Genomic DNA, 22,005 nt, shown 5'->3' with positions numbered 1-22,005 from the left:
ACATCACCAACGTAGCCGCATTAAATATGTCGTGATGAACAGCAGAACAGGTTGAGGTTAATCTGTTCTGCTATTCATCCATATGTTAGTTATTCGGCAACTACTGGTATGTCATCGTAAAAGACAGTACGCCATTCGCCGTCCCTGTGGTGATGTGATCGCCCGTCTGGTAGTAACGCGCCTTAAGCGGGACCGTGAAACCGCCCCCTGTGCTCGATGTCCCAGCCGCCACATCGGAGCCCAACCTCATTGGCTGGTTGTTATAAAGCAGTTGGATCCCGACCCCTGTGGCGGCGTTACTCCCGCTGGTCGTATTGATGACGCCTTTCGTTGCGTCATTAATATCGCCTTCCATCCTGACGCTGACGGCGGTTCCGGCATTGCAGGTCATCGGCAAATTGAATGACTGGGTATATGTCTCTCCCGGCGTCGTTCCTTTGCCATTAAAGGCGTTTTTATCAACCTCTTTCATATCGACAGGGATGGATGCCGTGGTCAGTTTGCAGGCTGGCGTGGTCACCGTGAACGCATTGATATTGACTGCGGCTTCTGGGGATTGCCAGAGCAGCGAGTTATTCAGCAATATCAACGACCCCACCATTCTTGCCGATATCGTACCAGAACCGGTCTCCGTAGCCGTTTTATAAAATGTCACCGTGACCGCACCATTCAATCCGGGACTTATCATTCCCGTGGTATTTTGACAAAGCCTGGCGGTGTTAATATCGCCCCGAATCGTATTCGCCCCCGTTACGGCGGCATTCCCTCCGGCACACTTTGCCGTCGAGCCGGAAATCGCATAGCCAATACCGTCAACGTTGGTTTTATAGACCCGTACCCCATTGACCATCGAATCGAAGGTACCTATCGCCTTTACGCCAAATGTTTGATTGGAAATAACCCCGTCCGCTGAATCAAAACAACTGAACGCATTCACTGTCGGCGTCATTATCTGCGTACCAATAACGGCCCCCACCGGCAAATCCCTGGAGATAGTGATATTCTGCGGCGATAAGGTTGTTGATGGCGTGACCGTCGAACAATCCCACGCCAGCGCAGTCCGTGAAAACAGTCCCAGAGCCACCCACAATAAACTCACTATAATTCGATTCATCTTACTCTCCACTTACCTGCACTCCGCGGTGACGTTATGCGTTTTGTCAGAAGCCTGCGCAATCTGATAATTTGCCAGACAACTTTCCCCAGCCCAGTTCACCACCACGGAGCCTTTTTCCGGTGCGCCGCTAAACCAGACTCGCTGACGATCGTCAACAATCCCTTCTGGCGTATTGTCGCGATGGTTAATTGTTGCCGTCGCCCCAAACGGAATCGTTTTGCCCGTCAATTGCAGCAGGATTCGGTAGCCGGTAACGGTCGGGAAATCGGCCAGCGTCAGCGCGCCTTTTGTTGGTACGACGGTCTGCGTGTCATTCAACACATCCGTATTGTTGTTCAACCTGTCGGTATTTAGCGTCAGACTGTTCTGTCGATATGGCGCAACGTACGGCACAACGGCAAAACCTTTACTGTCTGTGTAAATGCCGCTGTTATTCGCCACTTTCACATCAGCGGCATTCTCGGCCTTCACCAACGCCATTGTCTCGCCAAGAGGTTGAGTCGCGGAGACGCCATACGGATGAACCACCAGTCCCCCCATTGCGCCAACCGAGACCTGACGATTATCGCGAGAGTAGTTATAACCAAGCTGATATTCACCATGACGGCCCTTATAATTCGCCGACGCACTGCCCGTCACATCTGCCCCCTTACTGTTGTATCCCTGCTGTACGTTCCAGCTCAGATTTCTGTCTTCCAGCGCGGAACCGGACAGCCCAACCTGTGAAGTGGCGTCGCCTTTTTTATTCGCGTTTGTCGATAGCGTCATCCAACTGTTTGGCAAGAAACGTGAGAACGGAATCTGCATCGTAAAAGAGACGATATGATCGTTGTCGTTGTGCCAGGGACCACGGGAATAGCTATAGTTCAGGCCATAATTAATATTGTTAATACTGGTGTTGTAACCCAGGCTGACGTTACGCTCGGTATCACCGCCCCAATAGTCCTGGTGCCAGGCCGAAAGGTTGATATTCCCGAAATCGCCAAGCTGCTGGTTCAATGTCACTTGCGCCTTACTGCGTTTGTTACGCTGATAACGCCAGTCATTGCCTTCCAGAACGTTATCGCTCGCCATCCGGTATTTATTGATATCACCATTCGCTTCCTGAAAATCATGAAAGCCGGAAGAGGAATACCGATATCCCATCAGACTCAGCGAGGTGCCCGTTGATGAAAAATCTTTGGCATACTGCGCGCGAAGCGAAATACCGCCTTCCGTTTTGCCTGGCATCTGCGTATGAGCAAAGGTGGTGTCAAAAGAGAACGAACCGAAATCGCCCAATCCTTTGCCGATACCAATAGCTCCGGCCTGGTAATCCCCCGACGCCAGCGTGCCACCATATATCGTGGTGTCCCACGGCAACCCATAGCTCATTGTGGCCTGAAGAAAATCCGGTTCTTTATCTGTACTGTTTGATGCTCGATATTTTCCCACTGCCAGAGCATATTTAAACTGGCCCTCCCGCTGCATGATCGGCACAGCCGAAAATGGCTGAATAAACTGATGCACCGAACCATCTGCCTCACGCACCACCACGGTAAGATCACCGCTGGCGGCCGTAGGATAGAGATCATCAATCACAAACGGGCCTGGCGGAACATAAGACTGCCAGATGATATTCCCGCCCTGACGAATGGTGACTTGTGCGTTACTTTGCGCAATGCCACGGACTACAGGCGCAAACCCCCGAACGCTTTCCGGCAACATGGTGTCATCCGAATAAATTTGCGCGCCACGGAAGTGAACACTGTCGAATACACCAGACTGCGTATAACCATCCCCCATACTGAACTGGCTTTTCAGCACTTTAATATCACGCTCCAGTGACGTACTGAGGGTATTCCAGCGCCCGTCCCCTTCGTTATTGTTATATGTCGAGTAATTACGCAACCGCCAGGGACCGACGTTAACCCCACTACGAAGGTTTAGATAGCTGTCATTACGCGAATCTCCCTTGCCATGGCTGTTGGCAGCAGAGAAGTTATAATTCAGGAACAGCATATTCAGTCCATCGTCCCACTGTTCCGGTGCAACGGAGCCGCGTGGATCGCGCTGCATATATTCTTGTGGCACCGAAATATCCAGACGCATCCCATCAAACTGAAAATTGAGTTGGCTCCCGGGGAGTAACGCACCAATATTATCGATGGTCGCGGAATCCTCCATACTCATCCAGTCAGGCTGTGCGTTACGCTTCACACCCCATTTTACGAAATCGGCGTAGGTTAAGGATGGTGCCAATTCACTCTCTTTACCCAGAAAGCTGATATCACGAGATTCAATATAATTTCCGTTCAGATAGACATCAACGTGATAAATACCGGGAACCTGTCCGTCAGTTTTGCTGAAACGGGAGATATCAATATCACGTGGAATATTCCCTCGGGTTTCAATGAGATCGGGTGAAAAATAATCCTCAGCCAACACGGTTGATGCTTGTGTAAACAGATAGACCATGACTGATAATTTCGTTAACGTTGCAAAACCTGAAACCGTATTGAACTGGAGCATAAGCATTTAACCTACATTTTAACTTTTTGTTCAGTCGTGACGCCTCCAAAATCATTAATCGCACGCCACGATACGTCACCGCCGTTTATCCCCGATAGGGGTAGCGTGACGGTTTGAAATGGTAATACCATTGGAGGCTTAGTGATCGTCTTGCCGTTCACCTTTATTTCATTGAGCGACACGCTATAAGGCGTTGGATTATTTACAGTTAATTTCCCACCCTCACGTGAAAAAATTAACTGCTGGTATGCCAATGACGGATCGCCTTTTAACCCGGTGGGACGATAAAACAGCTTCATTTTGCTTTTTACCGCGATCAACAATTCATTTTTCGCATCCGGTGAGGATGAGGGAATCGCTTTGATATTCAGCCAGTAAACGCTTTCTCTGTCGGTTGGTAAGTTATTTTCAGCCAACATGACGCGAACAGAGTTCTGCGCATTTGGATTTAATTTAAACAAAGGTGGTGTAGTAGTGAATTCGCTACCACTCTCATCACCATTTTCACTTTTACTCACCCATGACTGAATTAAATACGGTTTATTGTCCGGATTTTTAACACTGATTGCAGCCTGACTGGCATTACCATTATAAATAAGACGAGTACCGCCTATTTCAACACCACTAATTGCCGCTGTTGAGATAAATATCATCCCTATAGCAACCGTGTTATATAATTGCTGAAACATGAGAATTCCTGCTTAATTACTCAGGGCCACGAGTGGCCCTGCTTTTACTGATAAGTTACGGTGAAAGAGGTTGACGACTTGGCCGACCCTGCTCCGACAACGCCTGTGGCCATATATTTCGCGAAATAGGTCAACGTATTGTCGATGTCTTCCTGCAATGCCACGCTAGCCGAAGAAGTACCGACCGGGATCAATGTCGCGCTGTCCTGTTCATAAATAGCGACGCCAACATTTGTCGCAGTCTGACCTGTGGTCAACGCCAGAATCGAAGGGTTAGTCGTATTGGTGGTACCGTCAAATCGAACACTGGCGCTGGTTACACTTGCCGGACAGGATTTCAGCACAATGTTGAAGCGCTTAGCGGCAGCTGTTGCACCACTTCCACCAGAAAATGCCGCCGTTGAAACGGTTCCAAGCTCAACGGGTTGTGAAATCGCGGAAGGATCCACCACACACGCCGTTCCCGTAATGGTTCCGTTAAAGTTAATTACGCCATCGGCTGCATATGTCGCCTGTAGAGCAGACAGCGATAAAATCGCAGAAATCAGTGCTAATTTTTTCATATCGTAAAATCCTGATAGTTAAGTTAATATTTAATTAAAAGCGTTGATGTTAAAAACAATTATTTCTGCACTCACCTCCTCTGCATATTCTCGTTTCCCGACATTAACGCAATAATTTATGTAAGGTCAGGCTCATGAACACAGGGTTTGCACATTCTTATTCGCGCGATATTTCGATACAGAGATACACGATTACCGAGTTGAAGTTTAAATATCAGACTGCGACGGTGTGCATAGAATGTCTTCATCGACATGCCCAATAACTCACCAATCTCATTCGCCTCCATTCCTTTTTGTATACAATCAAGAACTTCACTTTCCCGGAATGAAAGCGTGTATTTCACCCGATAAGCATACCTGGAGTCATTGACAAACAGGCATGAGAGGATTTCATTTATCCGGCGTCTCTTATCAATGAAAGTTATATCTCTCAAATGGCATAACGCGTAGTAGTCGAGATCATTGGTGATAAATGCAATGATCTTCCTGCCAGGAAACAAATACTCTGTACTCCGTTGAAGGAGCGACTCATCGACATCGACTATAGTGTAATTTTCATCAATTAACTCCGGCGTTAACAACGCACTTATGCCGACAATAAAAAAATAATCATCAGAAAAAACGGAGTCTGACAATTTCATAGAACTTCCCTTTTCGACACTTCCTGCTTGCTGTTTTAACGTCTGTAAGTCGCCACATGTTTCGCTGTAAAATTTACAGAAAATAATTCAGCATGACATCACAAAAGTCGTGGATTTCGTAAGAAAACATAAAAACGATCGTTTCTACTATCTTTTTACTTTCAAAAGAACAACGATCCACACCTGGCTATTTTTATCAAAACAAAAACCCAGAATATGCAACAAAAAACAGAATTAAACACTAGCTATATGGATAGGTTTGGTTTAATGATCCGGGCGTGTTTGATAGTTGAAACTTGTAATAAACCAAAACATGGATTTTTCTTAGGAAATATACCAGGTTTAATTAACTAATTTTATTCTGTTGGAACAGGGCTTATTTTACCTGGTTAACACAGGAGCAACATCAGCGATGCCTTATTATTCTGTCAGGCACCGCCTACACATGTAGGAAGGAAAATTAAGGTGTGAATTTCTCGATTGCCTGCTCCAGCTCGTCCAGTAGTGTCTGGATATACTCAAGCTCAGCAGGCAGTTCGGTGACAGTCATTGCGTCCGGGAGTTTATCCTCCAGAGACTGTGAAGCCTTCATTAAAGTCTCAACCCCCAATAACTGAGCAGTCCCGTTAATGCGATGAATATGATGTTTAACCAGACGATAATCACCAGACTCACTGGCGTTATAAGCCGCCGTTAAATCACAGCGATTTTCTTCCTGCGCATCTTTTAATGCGCGAAGCATCAATGCCCGATTCCCTTGCGCCAGCATCGCCAGTCTTTCGAGATCAAATGCCGTGTCGTGGGTATCACTGACACCGGAGAGTAAATGAGAGAGTTGTGACAACGTGATGGGTTTGAAAAGACAAGCATTCATGCCCGCCGACAGACAACGTTCGCGCTCGTGTTCCTGCGCCGTTGCCGTGAGCCCCCAGATAACAAGCGTTGTATTACTTTTTCTGATCTGGCGGGCAAGCTCAATACCATCCATCACTGGCATATTGAGATCGGTAATCAACAAGTCATAATTTCCTTGCTGAAGATAATGCAATGCAATCTCGCCATTGTCGGCTTCATCAGCGATGATACCCAGCGTCATAAGCTGACGTTTCAAAAGTAATCGGCTGAAAGGAAGGTCATCCGCGATTAATACCCGGAGTGTTGTTCCTTGCAATACTGGCAGAGGCGCGTCAACGTCCGCAACGGTAGGCGTGATATCAAACGACGTCTGGACTGGCAGGCTCAACGTAACGGTCGTCCCCCGATTCACCTCACTTTGCAGTTCGATTGTCCCTCCCATTTGCCTCATTAATCCCCGACTAATGGCTAATCCGAGCCCCGAACCGCGGTGATGTTCTCCCGCTATTCCCTGGCTAAAGGCGGTGAATAAACGACGTTGTTCTTCTTCGCTCATTCCCGGCCCAGAATCACGCACCGAGATCACCAGCGTTTGCTCATGCTTGACCGCAGAAATTCGCACATCACCACGTTCGGTAAATTTCACCGCGTTACCGATAATATTGGTGAGAACCTGCCCCAGTAATTGGGGATCCAGTCGCATCGCCTCGCGTGCCTCTAAACGAGAATCGTAACGTAGCGCGATCCCTTTTTGCGCCGCCAGCGCGCTGAATAATGCAATGTTGTCTTGTATCAGGCTGTCCGGATATTTCCACTGGGGAACGGTCTCTAATAAGCCCGATTCGATCTTCTCCAGATCGAGGATCTCGCCAATAAGTTTTAATAACGAACGTGAGGCCTGAGCCGCCTGGTCCACTGATGCTTTATCTTCCGGGCTAAACTTCGCAGGAGAAAATTGCAGGAGTTCAAGAAATCCCATAATGGCACTTACCGGGGTTCGTATCTCATGGCTCATGTGAGAAAGAAATTCCCGCTTCTCTTCATTGGCCCTGAGAGCCCGGTTTCGTTCCTCTTGCAGTAAGCGTTGAGAACGTTTTCTGATACGAACTTCCCGCACCAGATAGACTGCCCATAACAAGGTGCTGAGTACCAGTAACGACGCTAAGGTAGCCACCAGATAAAAAGGCCTGTTATATAATTCCCAGGTATCTATTTTGACATCCGGCAGACGAATCCATTTACTGACGATCTGCAGGACCTCTTTTTGCGGAATATCATCTAACGCTTTATCCAGAATTTGCCGTAACTCCGGCTCAGAGCGGGGCACCGCGAAACTAATTGCCGCGGGTTCTTCTCCGGTAAGCGGTATCCAGGAAAGCTGATCGGGATAGTAATGCTCGCTCAGATATCGCGCGGTCAGCTGATTCGAAATGGCGGCATCCACTTTTCCTGTTGCGACCAGATTCAATGCCACGCTGGAATTTTCCACCTCTTCCCACACAATGCCTGAATACTTCGCCTTCAGTGTGGCCAGTAAAGTGTGATCGGCGCTGATTGCAACATGGTTACCGGGCCGCAGCGCATGCTCTTTACTTTCCTCTTTTCTGATCACGGCCACGAACTGTGTGGTGATAAATGGATGCGTAAAAGAGAGATAATTTTCTCGGCTGAGATCATAGGTTGCGGCCTGCACAATATGCCAGTTACCTTTTTTCATTTCAGCGATCATCTCTTTATTCGATTTGACGACCACCGTCTCAAACTGAATACCCGTTTGTAAGCCAATCAAATTAAGGACATCGCCAACAATACCCCGCGTTTGCTGGCTTCCATCAACCATCGTGTAAGGGGCAAACCAGGGATTGATAATCACACGGAGTGTTTTGTGATTATTTAACCACTGCTTTTCGCGTGGCGTCAGGTCCAGAGGTTCAATCAGGAAGGAGAGATTGCCTTTATCAATCATCGACTGGGCAATTTGCCCATGGATGTTTTCATCAATTGCGCTAAGGGTATTGTTCACAATTTCCCGCAGCCGTTGCTGTGCGGGCAAAAATAAAAAGTAGCTCTTTCTCTGTGGCGCAGGCCAATACTTCACCGTTGTCAGCGCAAGACTGAACTCCTGGGAAAGCCAGGTGCTGGTCGTGAGTGAATCGCCGAAAAACCAGGCATTGCGCCCATTATTAACAGAATTCAGCGCTTCCTGGTAACTGCCATAGTTATCGATCTCGGCATCGGGAAAGGACTGGCGGATAAAATCGACATCTGGATAGTGATTAACAATCGCTACCCCCGTACGTTGTGCGCTCTGCAATGGCGCCATAACGTTGCCAAGAGAGGTGACTAAATTGGGCCAGGAATGAATCAGTGGCAGAGAAACCTGAACACTTGCTTCACGCCAGGATTGACTCTCCAGCCCGGTCAATACCATATCGACCTCTCCCTTTTTTAACGCCTCAACAGCGTCAGCCTGATCCGGATACGCCATCACACTTATTCGTGTATTAAGGGAATGTTGAATCAATGCCAGATAATCAGCATTCATTCCCCGATAACGTCCAGTCAGCGTTGTCATAACAAGCGGCGGCTGAACGGGCTCATAAACGGCGACTCTGAGACTTTTTTTCTGCTGTAACCAGCGTTTGTCATCCTCACTCAAATAAACCGGTACAGGCGATATATAATTGAATCCTGATAGTTCCAGCTCAACGGGAAGTCTTAGTTGTGCGTAAACAGCACGCCCGCCGATGGATAAAATAATGAGCACCGCCATCAGCCATTTATTTATCATCATGTCAGCTTATTCTGATGAGCAAACGAGAGCAGTTCGATTAATGATTTACAGCCGAGTTTTTCCATGAGCCGCGTTTTATAAGTACTGACGGTTTTACCACTAATATGCATCGCCTCACCAATTTGCGAATTGTCCAGACCGTTAAGCACATGCCCCATGACTTTCATCTCTTGTGTCGAAAGGGATTCCAGACGCTGCGCATCGGTGAGGATTTCGGAGGCTTCTTCGGAGAAAAATGGAAAATAGGTATACCCATTCTGTGCGGCATTAATGGCCGCCAGGATATTATCCATGTTCTGCTTTTTACTGATAAACGCGTTCGCTCCCGCCTGTGCACAGCGCTTGCTGAAGTAACGATCGTTTTTCGCTGAGACGACCACTAACACGCCGTGATAGTGATTCGCTCTGAGTTTCTCCACCAGCTCTACCCCATTGACGCCGGGGATCTCAACGTCAATAACCACAATATCCGCAGTCGTTTTTAGCAAACTCTTCAGCGCAATCGCCCCGTCCTCATACTCTCCGAGAACCGTAACGCGATCTTTCTCCAGTACACCACGAATAGCCATACGCGCCAGAGGATGGTCGTCCACGATAATTGCCGTGCGGGAACGCATTCCACTCATAATTCCCCCAAAGATCGTGATGTTCTAAACACGCTATGTCATTAATAATAGCGTAAACGATACGGTAGATTATCCTCTACATTAACCTTTGTCGTGCGGAGTACTTCACTGTTCTCATCACTTCCCCCACCCTGGCTGTATATATTTCACTGGATACTCACTCATATGCGATCGTGATGACTGAGGCTATTGCACATCATGAAGCGATGTTCTGAATGTTTAAAACCATGCCGTTGAATCCACTATCCTTACAAAAATGGAAAAGAAATTATCTGGCAATGTTAAAACGAGGCAGAAATTGGCGGGTCGTTTTAATCCTGATATTTCTGTCACCCTATGCAAGAAACGCATAGCGCGAAACATTCTGGCATTTTCCCCATATCCCTATGACTGGTAAGGTCATTGAGTTCGGGCCACTTCTGGCCTGTCGCAACAAACACACATTATCAAAAAAATAACGGGGTTCGCTATGGCGCAACAAGGGGAACAGGCGGCGCTGCCGCTTGCAACAGAAAAGGTCGGACTTAAGGGATATCTGGCATTTTTTCTGACCATCATTTTCTTTTCCGGCGTATTTTCCGGAACGGAAGGTTGGTGGCGTGTTTTTGATTTTAGCGTGCTGAACGGTTCGTTTGGTCAGATCGCGAATGGCGCGGCACAAACGACCGTCACCTTCCGGGGCGCGGGCGGTACGGGCGCAAAAGATGGTTTTCTTTTCGCGCTCGAACTTGCGCCGTCAGTCATTTTGTCACTGGGCATTATTTCTATCACCGACGGTCTTGGCGGATTGCGTGCGGCGCAACAACTGATGACGCCGATCCTGAAGCCGCTGTTGGGCATTCCGGGCATCTGCTCGCTGGCGCTTATCGCTAACTTACAAAATACCGATGCGGCTGCAGGTATGACGAAAGAACTGGCGCAGGATGGTGAAATCACCGAGCGCGATAAAGTCATTTTTGCCGCATACCAGACCAGCGGCAGCGCGATTATTACCAACTATTTTTCCTCTGGCGTTGCCGTCTTCGCGTTTCTGGGAACGTCTGTTATCGTCCCGCTGGCCGTGATTCTGGTGTTTAAATTTGTCGGCGCCAACCTGCTACGTATCTGGATCAACTTTGAAGAACGCCGTAACCCAACGCAAGGAGCACAAGCATGACCACTCAGGTACGCAAAAATGTCATGGACATGTTTATCGACGGTGCCCGCCGCGGCTTTACAATTGCCACCACTAACTTGCTGCCAAACGTGGTGATGGCGTTCGTCATTATTCAGGCGCTGAAAATCACCGGTTTACTTGACTGGGTTGGACACATTTGTCAGCCCGTCATGGCACTTTGGGGACTTCCTGGTGAAGCCGCCACCGTGCTGTTAGCGTCGCTGATGAGTATGGGCGGCGCGGTAGGCGTTTCCGCCAGTCTGCTCACTGCGGGAGCATTAAATGGGCACGACGTCACGGTTCTGCTCCCGGCGATATACCTGATGGGTAACCCGGTACAAAACGTGGGTCGCTGCCTCGGTACCGCCGAAGTGAACGCCAAATATTACCCCCACATCATTGCGGTATGTGCCATCAACGCATTACTGTCGATCTGGGTTATGCAGCTTATTGTTTAAAAAGGGAATTATCATGCCTGATTTATCCTTCGCAGATTTTACGTTACTGCAAGGTGCGCATCTTTATACCCCTGAAGATCAGGGGATTTGCGACGTGTTTCTCGCCAACGGCAAGATTATTGCCGTTGCACGCGATATCTCGCCTCACATTGTGCCGGATTGTAAGGTTATCAATCTCCAGGGACGGATCCTGTGTCCTGGCTTTATCGATCAGCATGTACACCTGATTGGCGGCGGTGGCGAAGCGGGCCCCACGACCCGCACGCCAGAAGTCAGACTGAGCAGACTGACCGAAGCCGGGGTCACGACCGTCATTGGTTTGCTCGGCACCGACTCCGTAACCCGTCATCCGGAATCACTGCTGGCAAAAACCCGGGCGCTGAATGAAGAAGGGATCACCGCCTGGATGCTAACGGGCGCTTATCATGTCCCTTCACCGACGATCACCGGTTCCGTCGAAAAAGATGTGGCGCTGATCGATCGCGTTATCGGCGTAAAATGCGCCGTCTCTGACCACCGCTCTGCCGCGCCTGGCGATTATCAACTGGCAAACATGGCAGCGGAGTCTCGTGTGGGTGGCCTGCTGGGCGGCAAACCGGGTGTGAGCGTGTTCCATATGGGCGACAGTAAAAAGGGGCTCAAACCGCTGTACGACATTCTCGAAAATAGCGATGTGCCGATGAGTAAGCTGCTTCCCACCCACGTAAACCGCAATGAGGCGTTGTTCGAAGAAGCACTGGCCTTTGCGCTCAAGGGCGGCACCATCGACATCACCAGCGGTATCCCCGATCCGGTTGCACCGGCTGAGGGGGTTGCTCGCGCAGTCAAAGCCGGTGTACCGCTTGCCCGGATAACGGTCAGTTCTGATGGTAATGGTAGTCAGCCGTTGTTTGATGATGCCGGAAAACTCACCGGAATTGGCGTGGCGGGCTTCGAGAGCTTGCTTGAAACTGTACAATCGCTAATCAACGATTACGGATTTACCCTGACCGACGCACTGCGTCCGCTGACGACCAGTGTGGCTACCTTTCTTAACCTATCCACTAAAGGCGAAATCGCCCCCGGTAAGGATGCCGACCTGCTGGTAATGACGCCGGAATTGTGTATTGAGCAGGTTTATGCTCACGGCAAACGCATGGTGGTTGACGGGAAAGCCTGCGTGAAGGGGTCTTTCGAGTAAGCGCAATCGGTTGTCAGCCGTGTGAATGCCCGTAAAATGGCGCAGACAGACGGCTGACAGGTGATGATAAATGGATGTGAGTGGTGCAGGTTTGTATAACATTGAAACGAAATGGCTTTATGACTTTCTGACGCTGGAAAAGTGCCGAAACTTCTCCCAGGCCGCGATTATTCGAAATGTCTCGCAACCCGCCTTCAGCCGTCGTATTCGCGCCCTGGAAAACGCGGTCGGGGTTGAATTGTTCAATCGTCAGGTCTCGCCGCTGCAACTCTCCGAGCAGGGAAAAATCTTTCACTCTCAGATACGTCATCTGCTACAACAGCTGGAAAGTAACCTGGCTGAACTCCGTGGCGGCAGCGATTTCACACTGCGTAAAATTAAGATTGCCGCTGCGCACTCCCTTTCACTAGGGCTGTTACCCGGTATCGTCAGCCAGATGCCAACCCAGTTTACCTGGTCGGTTGAGGCGATCGATGTCGATCAGGCGGTCGATATGTTGCGGGAGGGGCAAAGCGACTTTATCTTCTCTTATTATGACGAAAACCTGCTCCAGCCTCCGTTTGCCAATATTCACCTGTTTGAGTCACAACTGTTTCCCGTCTGTGCAAGCGATGAAAACGGAAAACCGCGATACACACTCGACCAACCCGCGTTCCCGTTGCTCAACTATAGCCAGAACTCCTATATGGGGCGGCTTATCAACCGAACGTTAACCCGCTATACCGAGCTGAGTTTCAGTACATTTTTTGTCTCTTCGATGAGCGAATTGCTTAAACAGGTTGCGCTGGACGGTTGTGGAATCGCCTGGCTCCCGGAGTATGCGATTCGTCAGGAGATTCGTAATCGACAGCTCATTGTGCTGAACCAGGACGAGCTGATTATTCCTATTCAGGCGTATGCTTACCGGATGGATACGCGGATGACGCCCCTGGCGGAGCGGTTCTGGAAAGAACTGCACCATCTGCATACTGTCCCCTGAGCGCAATTTAAACGCAGGCAACCTGCTGCACAGGCTCATCCATCTGCGTATCTGGCCATGACTCATACCAGCGAATGGCGGCGTGTACCAGAGACGCGGTTGAGTCAATAAACCGGCACCCAAAATTGCTCTCATGCCCGGCCACAATTAACGGGATCTCAGTGCAGCCCATAATAATGATCTGCGCGCCATGGGAAATCAGTCGCTCAATTTGTGGAAACAGCAACCTTTGCGCGGTGGCTTTATCTCCGCTTTTCAATGCGTAAATTGCCTGCATCACCTGCGCCTGCCCCGCCTCTTCCGGCTGAACCAGTGAGAGCCCCTGCGCAGTCATTTTTTTCTGGTATAACCCTGTCGCAAGCGTGGCGTTTGTTGCCAGCAGGCCGACGCGAGTCACGCCGGGAGGAATTTCACTCAGCGTGGCATCCAGAATGCTGATCATTTCCGCCTTTGCCACTGCCCGTAAATCATCAAACCAGTAGTGTGCGGTGTTACAGGGTATGACGATACACTCAGCCCCTGCATCTTCCAGCATATGCAGATAACGCTCCAGATAGTGCAAGGGGGAGGGGCCGCCAGAAAGCAGACAGGCTGTACGATCGGGAATGTCCGGAATTGAGCTAACGATGAGCGGGATATGTTGCTGATCGCAGTTGGCGCTGCGCAATTCAACAAATTTTTCCAGCATGTCCGCCGTTGCTGCGGGCCCCATGCCGCCCAGAATCCCAATGGTATGTTTCATCATCTGCACCGCGCTTTCTCTGTCATTTCAATTGACACTATCACCTTGATGCTTATGTAAAAAATGCCATTTTCTAAGCAGCTATGCGTAAAAGTTATCACCTGACAGACGCGAATCGGTTTACACAGACTGCTGTCTGCGCTCCCGGGCACCAACGACGTACCGGTTTCTGGAGCCTGCCTCACTAAACAGTGACTAAACAGCGAACACCCCGTTTCGGTTTTGTAACACGCGCCCGGAAATTAGCGATACCCGCCACAAAATTCACATATCACTCATCTTGATGAAAGGAAGCATATTGCATTTGCACAGTGAGTCGGATAGCGTCTGTAACGTTACACTAAAACGTTACAGAAAACAGAATCAGCGACTTTTTCGTTAAACCAACTGGCTGCGTCCACCTTGCCAGATGGCGTTATCACGACCTCTACACTGTGAGAAAGGATAATCATGATGAAAACAACCCCGTTTCGTTCAGCCAGACGTTTTCTGGCACTCGCTTGCCTCAGTAGCGCCCTGATTGCAGGCAGTGTGCTGAGCGCTTCAGCACAGGCAGCCATCAATTTTCGTGTTTACTCGTCTCTGCCAGGAGATGACTCCTCTGCGCACTATATTTGGTTCAACCGCTTCCAGGAAAACCTTAATAAAAACGAGAAGTTAAAAGGACAGATTAAGCTTAATTACTTTGCCAACGCTATGCTGGGAAAAGAAGCCGATGCAACACAGCAGGTCCGTATCGGCGCCATTAACATGATGATTTCAGGGACCTCAATCTGGGCCACGCTGGTGCCGGAAGTCGGTGTGCTGGATCTGGGGTATCTGTTTAAAGACTATGACCAGGTCGGGAAAGCGCTGGACGGCAAAGCCGGTGAGCAGCTTTCTAAACTGATGATGGATAAAGCAAACGTAATGGTGCTGGGCTATGGCTATAACCTTGGCGCGCGCAACGTGTACACCAAAAAGGCAATTGAAAAGCCGGAGGATTTAAAGAATCTGAAAATCCGCGTACTGCCGGTGCCTAACTTTATCGCCACGCTGAATCACATGGGGGCGGTGGCCATTCCCATGCCGGGCGGGGAAGTCTATTCCAGCCTGCAAATGGGCGTGATCGATGGTGTCGAGCATGATGCGCCCACCATCTATGCCAGCAAATATTATGAAATCATCAAAAATGGCACGCTGACCCGCCATAGCTATAACCCGCTGATGATTGCCATGAACAAGAAGAGCTTCGAGCAGATCCCAGAGTCATTACGTGCCGACGTGCTGGCCGCAGCGAAAGAGGCCACGGAATACGAACGCCAGCAGGCCAGCCAGAAAGAACTGGAAGCGATTAAAAACCTGGAGGCGAAAGGCGTCACTTTCCGGGAAACCGATCGCGCGTTCTTCGCACAGGCCGTACAGCCTGTCTGGAAAGCCTTCCTGGATAAATACCCGGATCTGAAACCGATGGTGGACGAGATCAGCGCCGCCGCGCCGAGCGACAAACCATAAGCCGATCATCGTCGGCCTGCTAAGTGTAGCGGGCCGGTGATGTTGCCCACACAAACCATGAAAGGAGTTCATCATGGCTGATATCCCGATGAAAACAAAGGATGAAAAGTCTTTGTTGACGCTGTTGGGGCGGCTGAGTCGATTTCTGACCACGTTAACGTCCTGGGCCGGAGCGCTGGTGCTGTTTATCAACGTGCTGGTGGTATTTGCTTCGGTGATCTGGCGCTACGCCCTGCATTCACCAATCCACTGGGCGGAAGAGGTGGCGCGAGCGTTGATGATTGCGCTGGTCTTTTTTGGCGTCGCCACCTCAACCGGCCGAGGCGGACACATTGGCGTCGATCTGTTCTTACGCTTCCTGCCTGAAAGCGTTCGCCCTTACGTTGTTCATGCCAGCCGCTGGATCCTGTTTCTGGTCTCCGTTGGACTGGTCGTTTCCAGTTATGATCTGGTGCAGGCCGCGCGACTGCAAACCACCGAGACGGGCCTGCCGCAGACCATTTACGTGATTCCGGTATTAATCGGTTCCGTGGTGATGATGGTGGCTGCGCTGGAACATGCGCTGCATGAACGCACAAAAGTGGTGTTGCTTAGCGGCGCAGGGATCATTGTGCTGGCGACGCTGGGTTATCTGAAATTGTCGCTGATGGCCGATCCGGCCAGCGCGGCGGCGGGCCTGATGCTGATTTGCTTCGTGCTTGGCATTCTGGCCGGTGTGCCAATCGCCTTCACGCTCGGCATGTCGGCAATGGTCTTTTTTATCTGCGACCCTTCCCTGCCGTTTGTCTTTTTCTCACAGCAGGTAGCTGCGGGCGTTGACCACTTTGTTCTGTTGGCGATTCCGTTCTTCTTGCTCGCCGGTGCGGCAATGGAAATCAACGGCATGTCCACGCGTCTGGTCGAACTGATTGTGCGTGGTATGGGACGCTTTCGCGGCGGTCTGAACATGACCACCGTACTGTCGATGGCCTTTTTCTCAGGCATCTCCGGTTCCAAACTGGCGGATGTGGCAGCCGTCGGCGGAGTGTTAATGCCTGCGGTACGTCGCGCGAAGCAGGACAGCGAAGAAGCCGCCGGGGTATTTGCCGCCTCCGCGGTAATGGCGGAAACCATTCCACCCTGCGTGAACCTGATCGTGATGGGCTTTGTCGCCAATATTTCCATCGGCGCGTTGTTTATAGCAGGCCTCATCCCTGCAGCTTGCCTGTTGGTGCTGTTAATGGTCGCCGCCAACCGTTTCGGCGGGAAAATTAACGTCAGCGAAGCCTATCCGGTATTACGTCCGCGGACTCAGCTTTACCTCGGTGCCGCTGTCGGTCTGGTCATGATCTTCATGATTGGCCGCGGGGTCATGATGGGGATCGCCACCTCCACGGAAATTTCCGCCTTCGCAGTGATCTACGCCATTGTGGTGGGTCGCCTGGCGTTTGGTGAGCTGACGCTGAAAGCCACAGTGAAAATGTTCGTTGATATTGCGGCAATGTCCGGCGTCCTGCTGTTCATCGTGGCCTGTGCGACCAGCCTTTCTTATGCCCTGACCATTCAAATGATCCCACAACAGATCGCTGAACTGCTGGTTGGCATTGGCATGGAGCAAGGGGCCTGGCTGTTCCTGATATTGACCATTGTTATTCTGATCATCTTTGGCGCGGTTCTCGAAGGTGCGCCTGCGCTGATCATTTTCGCCCCGATTCTGGTGCCAATAGCCATTCAGCTTGGCTTTAACCCGCTGCACTTTGGCATTGTGATGATCATGGCGATGGGCTTTGGTCTGTTCTCACCGCCGATCGGCCTGGGTCTCTATACCACCTGCGCCATTTGTGGCGTGGAGATGAAGCACGTCATCAAACCGATGGCGAAATATCTGGCGGTGGTTTTTGTCGGCATCATTATTGTCGCCATGGCGCCACCATTAACCACCTGGCTGCCCGGACTGGCCGGCTACTGATAATGAAGTCCTGTATTTGCCACGCTCAGGTGGCAGGGATATCCACGCACAAAAAACGGTAAAACGATGTCACGTCATTACCTGATGCCGTTTAAATATGAATAATGGGAGTATGAAATGGGATTATTAACGGGTAAAAAAGCGTTTATTACAGGTGCAGAACAAGGCATTGGTAAAGAGAGCGCGAAAAAACTGATTGAGGCGGGATGCGATATTTATATTCATTATTTCAGTGGCGAAGAAGGCCCACGGGAATTAATGGCGCTCGCCGAACAGCAAGGCTGTCGCGCGGCCTGTGGTTTCGCCGATTTAACCGATGAAGAAGACGCAGCCCGCTGTGTGGTACAGGCAGCGGAATTCCTCGGCGGTATCGATATTCTGATCAATAACGTTGGCGGCATTATTGCCCGCAAATGGCTGGGTGAGATTGAGCCACATTTCTGGCGCACGGTGATCGACGTCAATATGACGACGATGCTGAATGTCACTCAGCAGGCATTACCGTGGTTGAAGGCCGCGCCAGACGGCGCCAGTATTGTTAACCTGGCCTCCCTGGCCGGGCGCTCTGGCGGCCATGCAGGTTCTCTGGTCTACTCCACCACCAAAGGCGCGGTGCTAACCTGGACTCGCTCGCTTGCCGCGGAGCTCGGTGAACACGGCATCCGCGTCAATGCCGTTGCGCCGGGACTGATTCTCGGCACGCGTTTTCATAATCAGCATACCACACAGGCCTCTGCCGAGCAGACAATCCAGGCCATTCCTCTGGGACGCGCGGGCACCCCGGAAGATGTGGCAAGGGTCATCTGTTTCCTCGCTTCTGAATATGATGGCTTCGTTTCCGGTGCCACCATCGATATTAACGGCGGTATTTACCGGGCATAAAAATGCGGCGGGCGATAATGCCCGCCAGTTTTAAAAGGTATGACATATGATCAAGTCAGATATTATTCATCCTGATTTATTACAGGCGCTGGCACAGTGCGGACACAAGGCGAATATTTTAATCACCGATGCCAATTACTCTTTTCTAACCAATACTTCTGCGCAGGCACGGATTATCTGGCTTAATTTCACTCCAGGGATGATCGGGAGTGTCGTCATTCTGGAGAAAATCCTTGGCTATATTAATGTGGAAAAAGCCACGTTAATGGCAAGCCCGGCGGATTTTGATAATACGGTCGAGCGTGAATACCGTGGCATGCTTTCTGAGGCGATCGAAGTTGAACATGTTGAACGTAACGCGTTTTATTCGCTGGCCAAATCGTCTGACACGCTCCTGGTCATCGCCTCCGGCGAAACCCGCCGCTTCGCCAATATTCTGCTGACCGTAGCCCCAACGCTGGTATGACAGAGCGAGAAGAACGTATCGTTCTTCTCGTGCCTCGCCGCTACTGTACCGATTGTCGGGAAACCAGCGACGGAGGGAACAGAAACTCCGCTGGCGGAATGGCCGGATTTTCAGTCCGCTCGATCAACCGCTCCACCATCACTTCTGCCATCTCCCGAAGCGGCGGCATGATGGACGTCAGGCCAGGGAAAACCAGTCCGGAGAGCGGAATATTGTCGATGCCCACAATAGAGATCTGTTCCGGCACATGGATCCCGGCCTGATGCAGACCAGCCATCAGCCCAATGCCCAACGCATCGTTGATCGCGACAATACCATCCGGGAACACCGGCTGCTGGCTGATTTTTAACGCCAGCGCCCGCCCGAGTTCTGTCATTTCTGTGTCGCCATAGGCCGCCATGGCCTGGCCTTCAACGATCATCCCTTCCCGATAAAGCCCGTGGTCTTGCACCGCGCGGAGAAAGCCCTCAATTTTGTGCGCACGGCTGGGGGTCATCCCTTCCACCGTGGCAAACGCGAGGCGACGGCACCCCTGTGCAATCAGGTGTTCTGCTGCCATTCGCCCGGCCTCAATGTTATCCATTGATACACTGTCCAGCGCAAAATGACCCGACTGAGCACGCACAGGCATACGGCCATCATAGTTCACCATCACCATGCCCTGCTCTGCCGCTTGCGCAAAATGCGCTTTTTCAATATCGCAGGCGGCAACGATAATCCCCCGGACGCCGTGGGAAAACATGTCGTCCAGAAAGGCTTCTTCTTCTTCAATTTGTCGGTAGGTATTTCCAATCAGCACCCGCAGTTGGCGCTTTTTGGCGGCCAGATCGACTTCACGGGCCAGGGCAGCAAAGCTGGGATTCACAATGGACGGCACCAGCAGACCAATCATTTTGGCCTGACCGGTCTTGAGCTGTTGCGCCACCCGGTTTGGAAAGTAATTCAGCGTCTGCATGCTCTGCTGGATACGCGCCAGGGTTTCAGCCCGCATTTGATCGGTCCGACCGTTGAGCACATTGGATACCGTACTGACGGAAACGCCAGCATGCTTTGCGACATCACGAATATTCGCCATACATCTCCTTTGCGGCAATCGATGAATGGCGGAAGACACTCATACCCGGCATCGCCATCTTCTCAGGAATTATCAACTACAACGGTTTAGTGTAACGTTACAGACGGAGCTGTCAATGCAATGTATCAGGCATAATTAAGCAAGTGAACCACTCGCTGGCACTGGATGCGCTGCTGATTGCAGTCTGGCGACATAAACCTGACGACGAGGTTATCGTGCACTCAGACCAGGGCAGCCAGTACGACAGTGGCGACTGGCGGCGGTTCTATTGGACCAATAACCTGGCCTCCAGTATGAGCCGACGTAGTAACTGCTGGGATAATGCGGTGTTCAAATCGTTCTTCAGTACGCTGAAAAAAGAACGCCGTTATTCGTTAAGTGATAACTTTCAGATACAGTGCCGGTTAATCACGCTACTTAAACCCGGGAATCCCCTGACCGGGGTGTGATTGCATTGTGGCACATCAGAAGGAATTATTTCTCCAGTTCTCATGAACGCCTGTCATTTAGCAGGACTGGATAGTCCTGCTCGGTTTATTATTTGAGTACGTATTATTTGATCGGCATTGTTTAAATAAACGCTAAACAACCACTCATTTAACATGGAGATACTGCTTTTATCCGTTAAGCTGTTCTGGCTAACAAACGAACAGCACTCCTGGAGGAAGCTGTCGACTCGAAATGGAAAACTTTTGGCCACCCGTGGCCTTTTTTCCTACCGTCCCAACCGTTATGTTAGCCCCATGACAACTGGCCTTGCTCACAGTGACCTGGTTTGTGGAATAACTCTTGTTTTCATTGCTTAGCCGCCTGCGCAGGCGGCTCTTTTTCAAGGAGGTAGCATGCCACTCAATAAAATGAAGCGTCATGCCATACTCCATACGCTCTCTATACCTGAACGTAAACTGCGCCCCCTAAAATGGCTTGCTCTCATCTCATCTCTGCTATTTATTTTACAACTGGCAATTGAGAGCCTGATCTTAAGCGAATAGCAGAATAGTAATTCCTGTCCAAAGACTCAATCTGGAATGATTTTCTGATACCTGTCGGGTACAGAGCACAAATATTAACGTATTTTTTCAGCAATATAAGTTATACGTAGGGTTGTACCTTTGTTCAATTTCACAGATACAGGCCTGACTGACAGAGTGTGAATAAGGAAATGAGCCGTGGAAAACTATACGCTTCATCGTGGCAGACTTATCGACCATATCCAGCTCGTGGTAAACAACTTTGACGCAAGCAAAGCATTTTACACTGCTGTGCTGGCGGAACTTAAGATCCCCCTGGTTATCACAGATGACGATTATATCTGGGCTGACGAACTGGTCATTTCATCGGTAAAAAGTTCGGGGGCTGGAGGGGTGCCTACAGGACGACACCATCTGGCCTTTCAGGCCACAGACCGTGAATCGGTGGACGCATTTTACCGCGCAGCACTAAATCATGGCGGACATGATAACGGCGCCCCCGCCGAACGAACCTACCATCCCGGATACTATGCCGCTTTTGTTCTGGATCCGGACGGTAACAATATTGAAGCTGTTTACCATGGTGAGGGCGATCGCAGTGCCCGCTCTGTAGAAATCAGCTTCACTGTCTGAGAAAACAGGGAGCATATCTTCCCCCTGTAGCTCCCGAAAACCGCAATGGAGAGCTTTATCTATGACCGTTATTCCGGTATCAGCTAAAGACTCGTTTGTCTGGCTGATCAATGATAACCCGGTGGCAATAGCCATCGTAACCCACCAAATGGACAAAGCGCGTCTGACCGAATTTGGTGTGCAACCCGATTAGCGGAGCGAGGGACTGGCAAAACAATGCTGATG

19 protein-coding genes and 1 pseudogene are annotated in these 22,005 nt (G+C 50.3%); 11 read left to right on the top strand and 9 right to left on the bottom strand.

From position 1 onward, the window contains the following. Positions 1 to 100: 100 nt before the first annotated feature. The 7 genes from JTI98_RS08800 to evgA form a co-directional block, all read right to left on the bottom strand. Complete coding sequence (locus JTI98_RS08800; RefSeq protein WP_216082138.1) at positions 101 to 1,114, bottom strand: fimbrial protein; 1,014 nt, start codon at positions 1,112 to 1,114, stop codon at positions 101 to 103. Between the two features lie 12 nt (positions 1,115 to 1,126). Further along, positions 1,127 to 3,574 carry a fimbria/pilus outer membrane usher protein gene (locus tag JTI98_RS08795; protein ID WP_252869628.1) on the bottom strand — a complete coding sequence of 816 codons (2,448 nt, stop codon included), beginning with the start codon at positions 3,572 to 3,574 and terminating at the stop codon, positions 1,127 to 1,129. A 65-nt stretch (positions 3,575 to 3,639) separates the two neighbouring features. Then, entirely contained in the window at positions 3,640 to 4,317 is a 678-nt protein-coding gene (locus JTI98_RS08790) for a molecular chaperone (RefSeq protein ID WP_042999414.1), read from the bottom strand. Between the two features lie 44 nt (positions 4,318 to 4,361). After that, positions 4,362 to 4,880, bottom strand: coding sequence for a fimbrial protein (locus JTI98_RS08785; protein WP_042999413.1), 519 nt, complete (start codon positions 4,878 to 4,880; stop codon positions 4,362 to 4,364). A gap of 116 nt (positions 4,881 to 4,996) precedes the next feature. After that, positions 4,997 to 5,521 (bottom strand): LuxR C-terminal-related transcriptional regulator, encoded by a 525-nt coding sequence (locus JTI98_RS08780; protein WP_044254092.1) that lies wholly within the window; start codon positions 5,519 to 5,521, stop codon positions 4,997 to 4,999. A gap of 460 nt (positions 5,522 to 5,981) precedes the next feature. After that, on the bottom strand, positions 5,982 to 9,170 hold the full coding sequence (locus JTI98_RS08775) for a transporter substrate-binding domain-containing protein (protein WP_252869627.1): 3,189 nt from the start codon (positions 9,168 to 9,170) through the stop codon (positions 5,982 to 5,984). Beyond that, positions 9,167 to 9,796 carry an acid-sensing system DNA-binding response regulator EvgA gene (gene evgA, locus JTI98_RS08770; RefSeq protein ID WP_042999412.1) on the bottom strand — a complete coding sequence of 210 codons (630 nt, stop codon included), beginning with the start codon at positions 9,794 to 9,796 and terminating at the stop codon, positions 9,167 to 9,169. The genes JTI98_RS08775 and evgA overlap by 4 nt, the downstream gene beginning before the upstream one ends. A gap of 469 nt (positions 9,797 to 10,265) precedes the next feature. Between evgA and JTI98_RS08765 the strand changes: the two genes are divergently transcribed. The 4 genes from JTI98_RS08765 to hypT all read left to right on the top strand — a co-directional run bounded on the left by JTI98_RS08765 (position 10,266) and on the right by hypT (position 13,569). Further along, positions 10,266 to 10,952 (top strand): nucleoside recognition domain-containing protein, encoded by a 687-nt coding sequence (locus tag JTI98_RS08765; RefSeq protein WP_042999411.1) that lies wholly within the window; start codon positions 10,266 to 10,268, stop codon positions 10,950 to 10,952. Further along, positions 10,949 to 11,410, top strand: coding sequence for a YjiG family protein (locus tag JTI98_RS08760; RefSeq protein ID WP_042999410.1), 462 nt, complete (start codon positions 10,949 to 10,951; stop codon positions 11,408 to 11,410). The genes JTI98_RS08765 and JTI98_RS08760 overlap by 4 nt, the downstream gene beginning before the upstream one ends. Before the next feature lie 13 nt (positions 11,411 to 11,423). Next, on the top strand, positions 11,424 to 12,590 hold the full coding sequence (gene iadA / locus JTI98_RS08755; protein WP_216082136.1) for a beta-aspartyl-peptidase: 1,167 nt from the start codon (positions 11,424 to 11,426) through the stop codon (positions 12,588 to 12,590). Positions 12,591 to 12,660: 70 nt separating this feature from the next. Continuing rightward, positions 12,661 to 13,569, top strand: coding sequence for a hypochlorite stress DNA-binding transcriptional regulator HypT (gene hypT / locus JTI98_RS08750; protein ID WP_042999408.1), 909 nt, complete (start codon positions 12,661 to 12,663; stop codon positions 13,567 to 13,569). 7 nt (positions 13,570 to 13,576) lie between these two features. Here the strand turns inward: hypT and JTI98_RS08745 are convergent, their stop codons facing one another. Continuing rightward, on the bottom strand, positions 13,577 to 14,311 hold the full coding sequence (locus JTI98_RS08745) for an aspartate/glutamate racemase family protein (RefSeq protein WP_044327486.1): 735 nt from the start codon (positions 14,309 to 14,311) through the stop codon (positions 13,577 to 13,579). Between the two features lie 450 nt (positions 14,312 to 14,761). Here JTI98_RS08745 and JTI98_RS08740 point away from each other — a divergent pair, with 450 nt between their 5' ends. The 4 genes from JTI98_RS08740 to JTI98_RS08725 all read left to right on the top strand — a co-directional run bounded on the left by JTI98_RS08740 (position 14,762) and on the right by JTI98_RS08725 (position 19,101). Beyond that, positions 14,762 to 15,805 (top strand): TRAP transporter substrate-binding protein, encoded by a 1,044-nt coding sequence (locus JTI98_RS08740; RefSeq protein ID WP_052522439.1) that lies wholly within the window; start codon positions 14,762 to 14,764, stop codon positions 15,803 to 15,805. Positions 15,806 to 15,878: 73 nt separating this feature from the next. After that, complete coding sequence (locus tag JTI98_RS08735) at positions 15,879 to 17,753, top strand: TRAP transporter large permease subunit (protein ID WP_052729062.1); 1,875 nt, start codon at positions 15,879 to 15,881, stop codon at positions 17,751 to 17,753. A 117-nt stretch (positions 17,754 to 17,870) separates the two neighbouring features. After that, positions 17,871 to 18,635 (top strand): SDR family NAD(P)-dependent oxidoreductase, encoded by a 765-nt coding sequence (locus JTI98_RS08730; protein ID WP_044327379.1) that lies wholly within the window; start codon positions 17,871 to 17,873, stop codon positions 18,633 to 18,635. Between the two features lie 46 nt (positions 18,636 to 18,681). Further along, positions 18,682 to 19,101, top strand: coding sequence for an RbsD/FucU family protein (locus tag JTI98_RS08725; RefSeq protein WP_044254078.1), 420 nt, complete (start codon positions 18,682 to 18,684; stop codon positions 19,099 to 19,101). Positions 19,102 to 19,141: 40 nt separating this feature from the next. Here JTI98_RS08725 and JTI98_RS08720 read toward each other — a convergent pair whose 3' ends face one another. Beyond that, positions 19,142 to 20,176 (bottom strand): LacI family DNA-binding transcriptional regulator, encoded by a 1,035-nt coding sequence (locus tag JTI98_RS08720; protein ID WP_044264343.1) that lies wholly within the window; start codon positions 20,174 to 20,176, stop codon positions 19,142 to 19,144. A 143-nt stretch (positions 20,177 to 20,319) separates the two neighbouring features. Here JTI98_RS08720 and JTI98_RS08715 point away from each other — a divergent pair. From JTI98_RS08715 to JTI98_RS21310, 3 genes and pseudogenes are all read left to right on the top strand, one after another. Continuing rightward, a pseudogene (locus tag JTI98_RS08715) lies at positions 20,320 to 20,541 on the top strand (DDE-type integrase/transposase/recombinase); the annotation flags it as partial. A gap of 804 nt (positions 20,542 to 21,345) precedes the next feature. Further along, complete coding sequence (locus tag JTI98_RS08710) at positions 21,346 to 21,780, top strand: VOC family protein (protein WP_058587084.1); 435 nt, start codon at positions 21,346 to 21,348, stop codon at positions 21,778 to 21,780. Positions 21,781 to 21,841: 61 nt separating this feature from the next. Continuing rightward, complete coding sequence (locus tag JTI98_RS21310) at positions 21,842 to 21,973, top strand: hypothetical protein (protein ID WP_256436463.1); 132 nt, start codon at positions 21,842 to 21,844, stop codon at positions 21,971 to 21,973. Positions 21,974 to 22,005 lie beyond the last annotated feature (32 nt).

Origin of the sequence: Citrobacter sp. MGH 55 (genome assembly GCF_016906145.1) — a bacterium.
Taxonomy (GTDB): domain Bacteria; phylum Pseudomonadota; class Gammaproteobacteria; order Enterobacterales; family Enterobacteriaceae; genus Citrobacter_A; species Citrobacter_A amalonaticus.
This window is presented reverse-complemented; position numbering and strand designations above follow the sequence as displayed.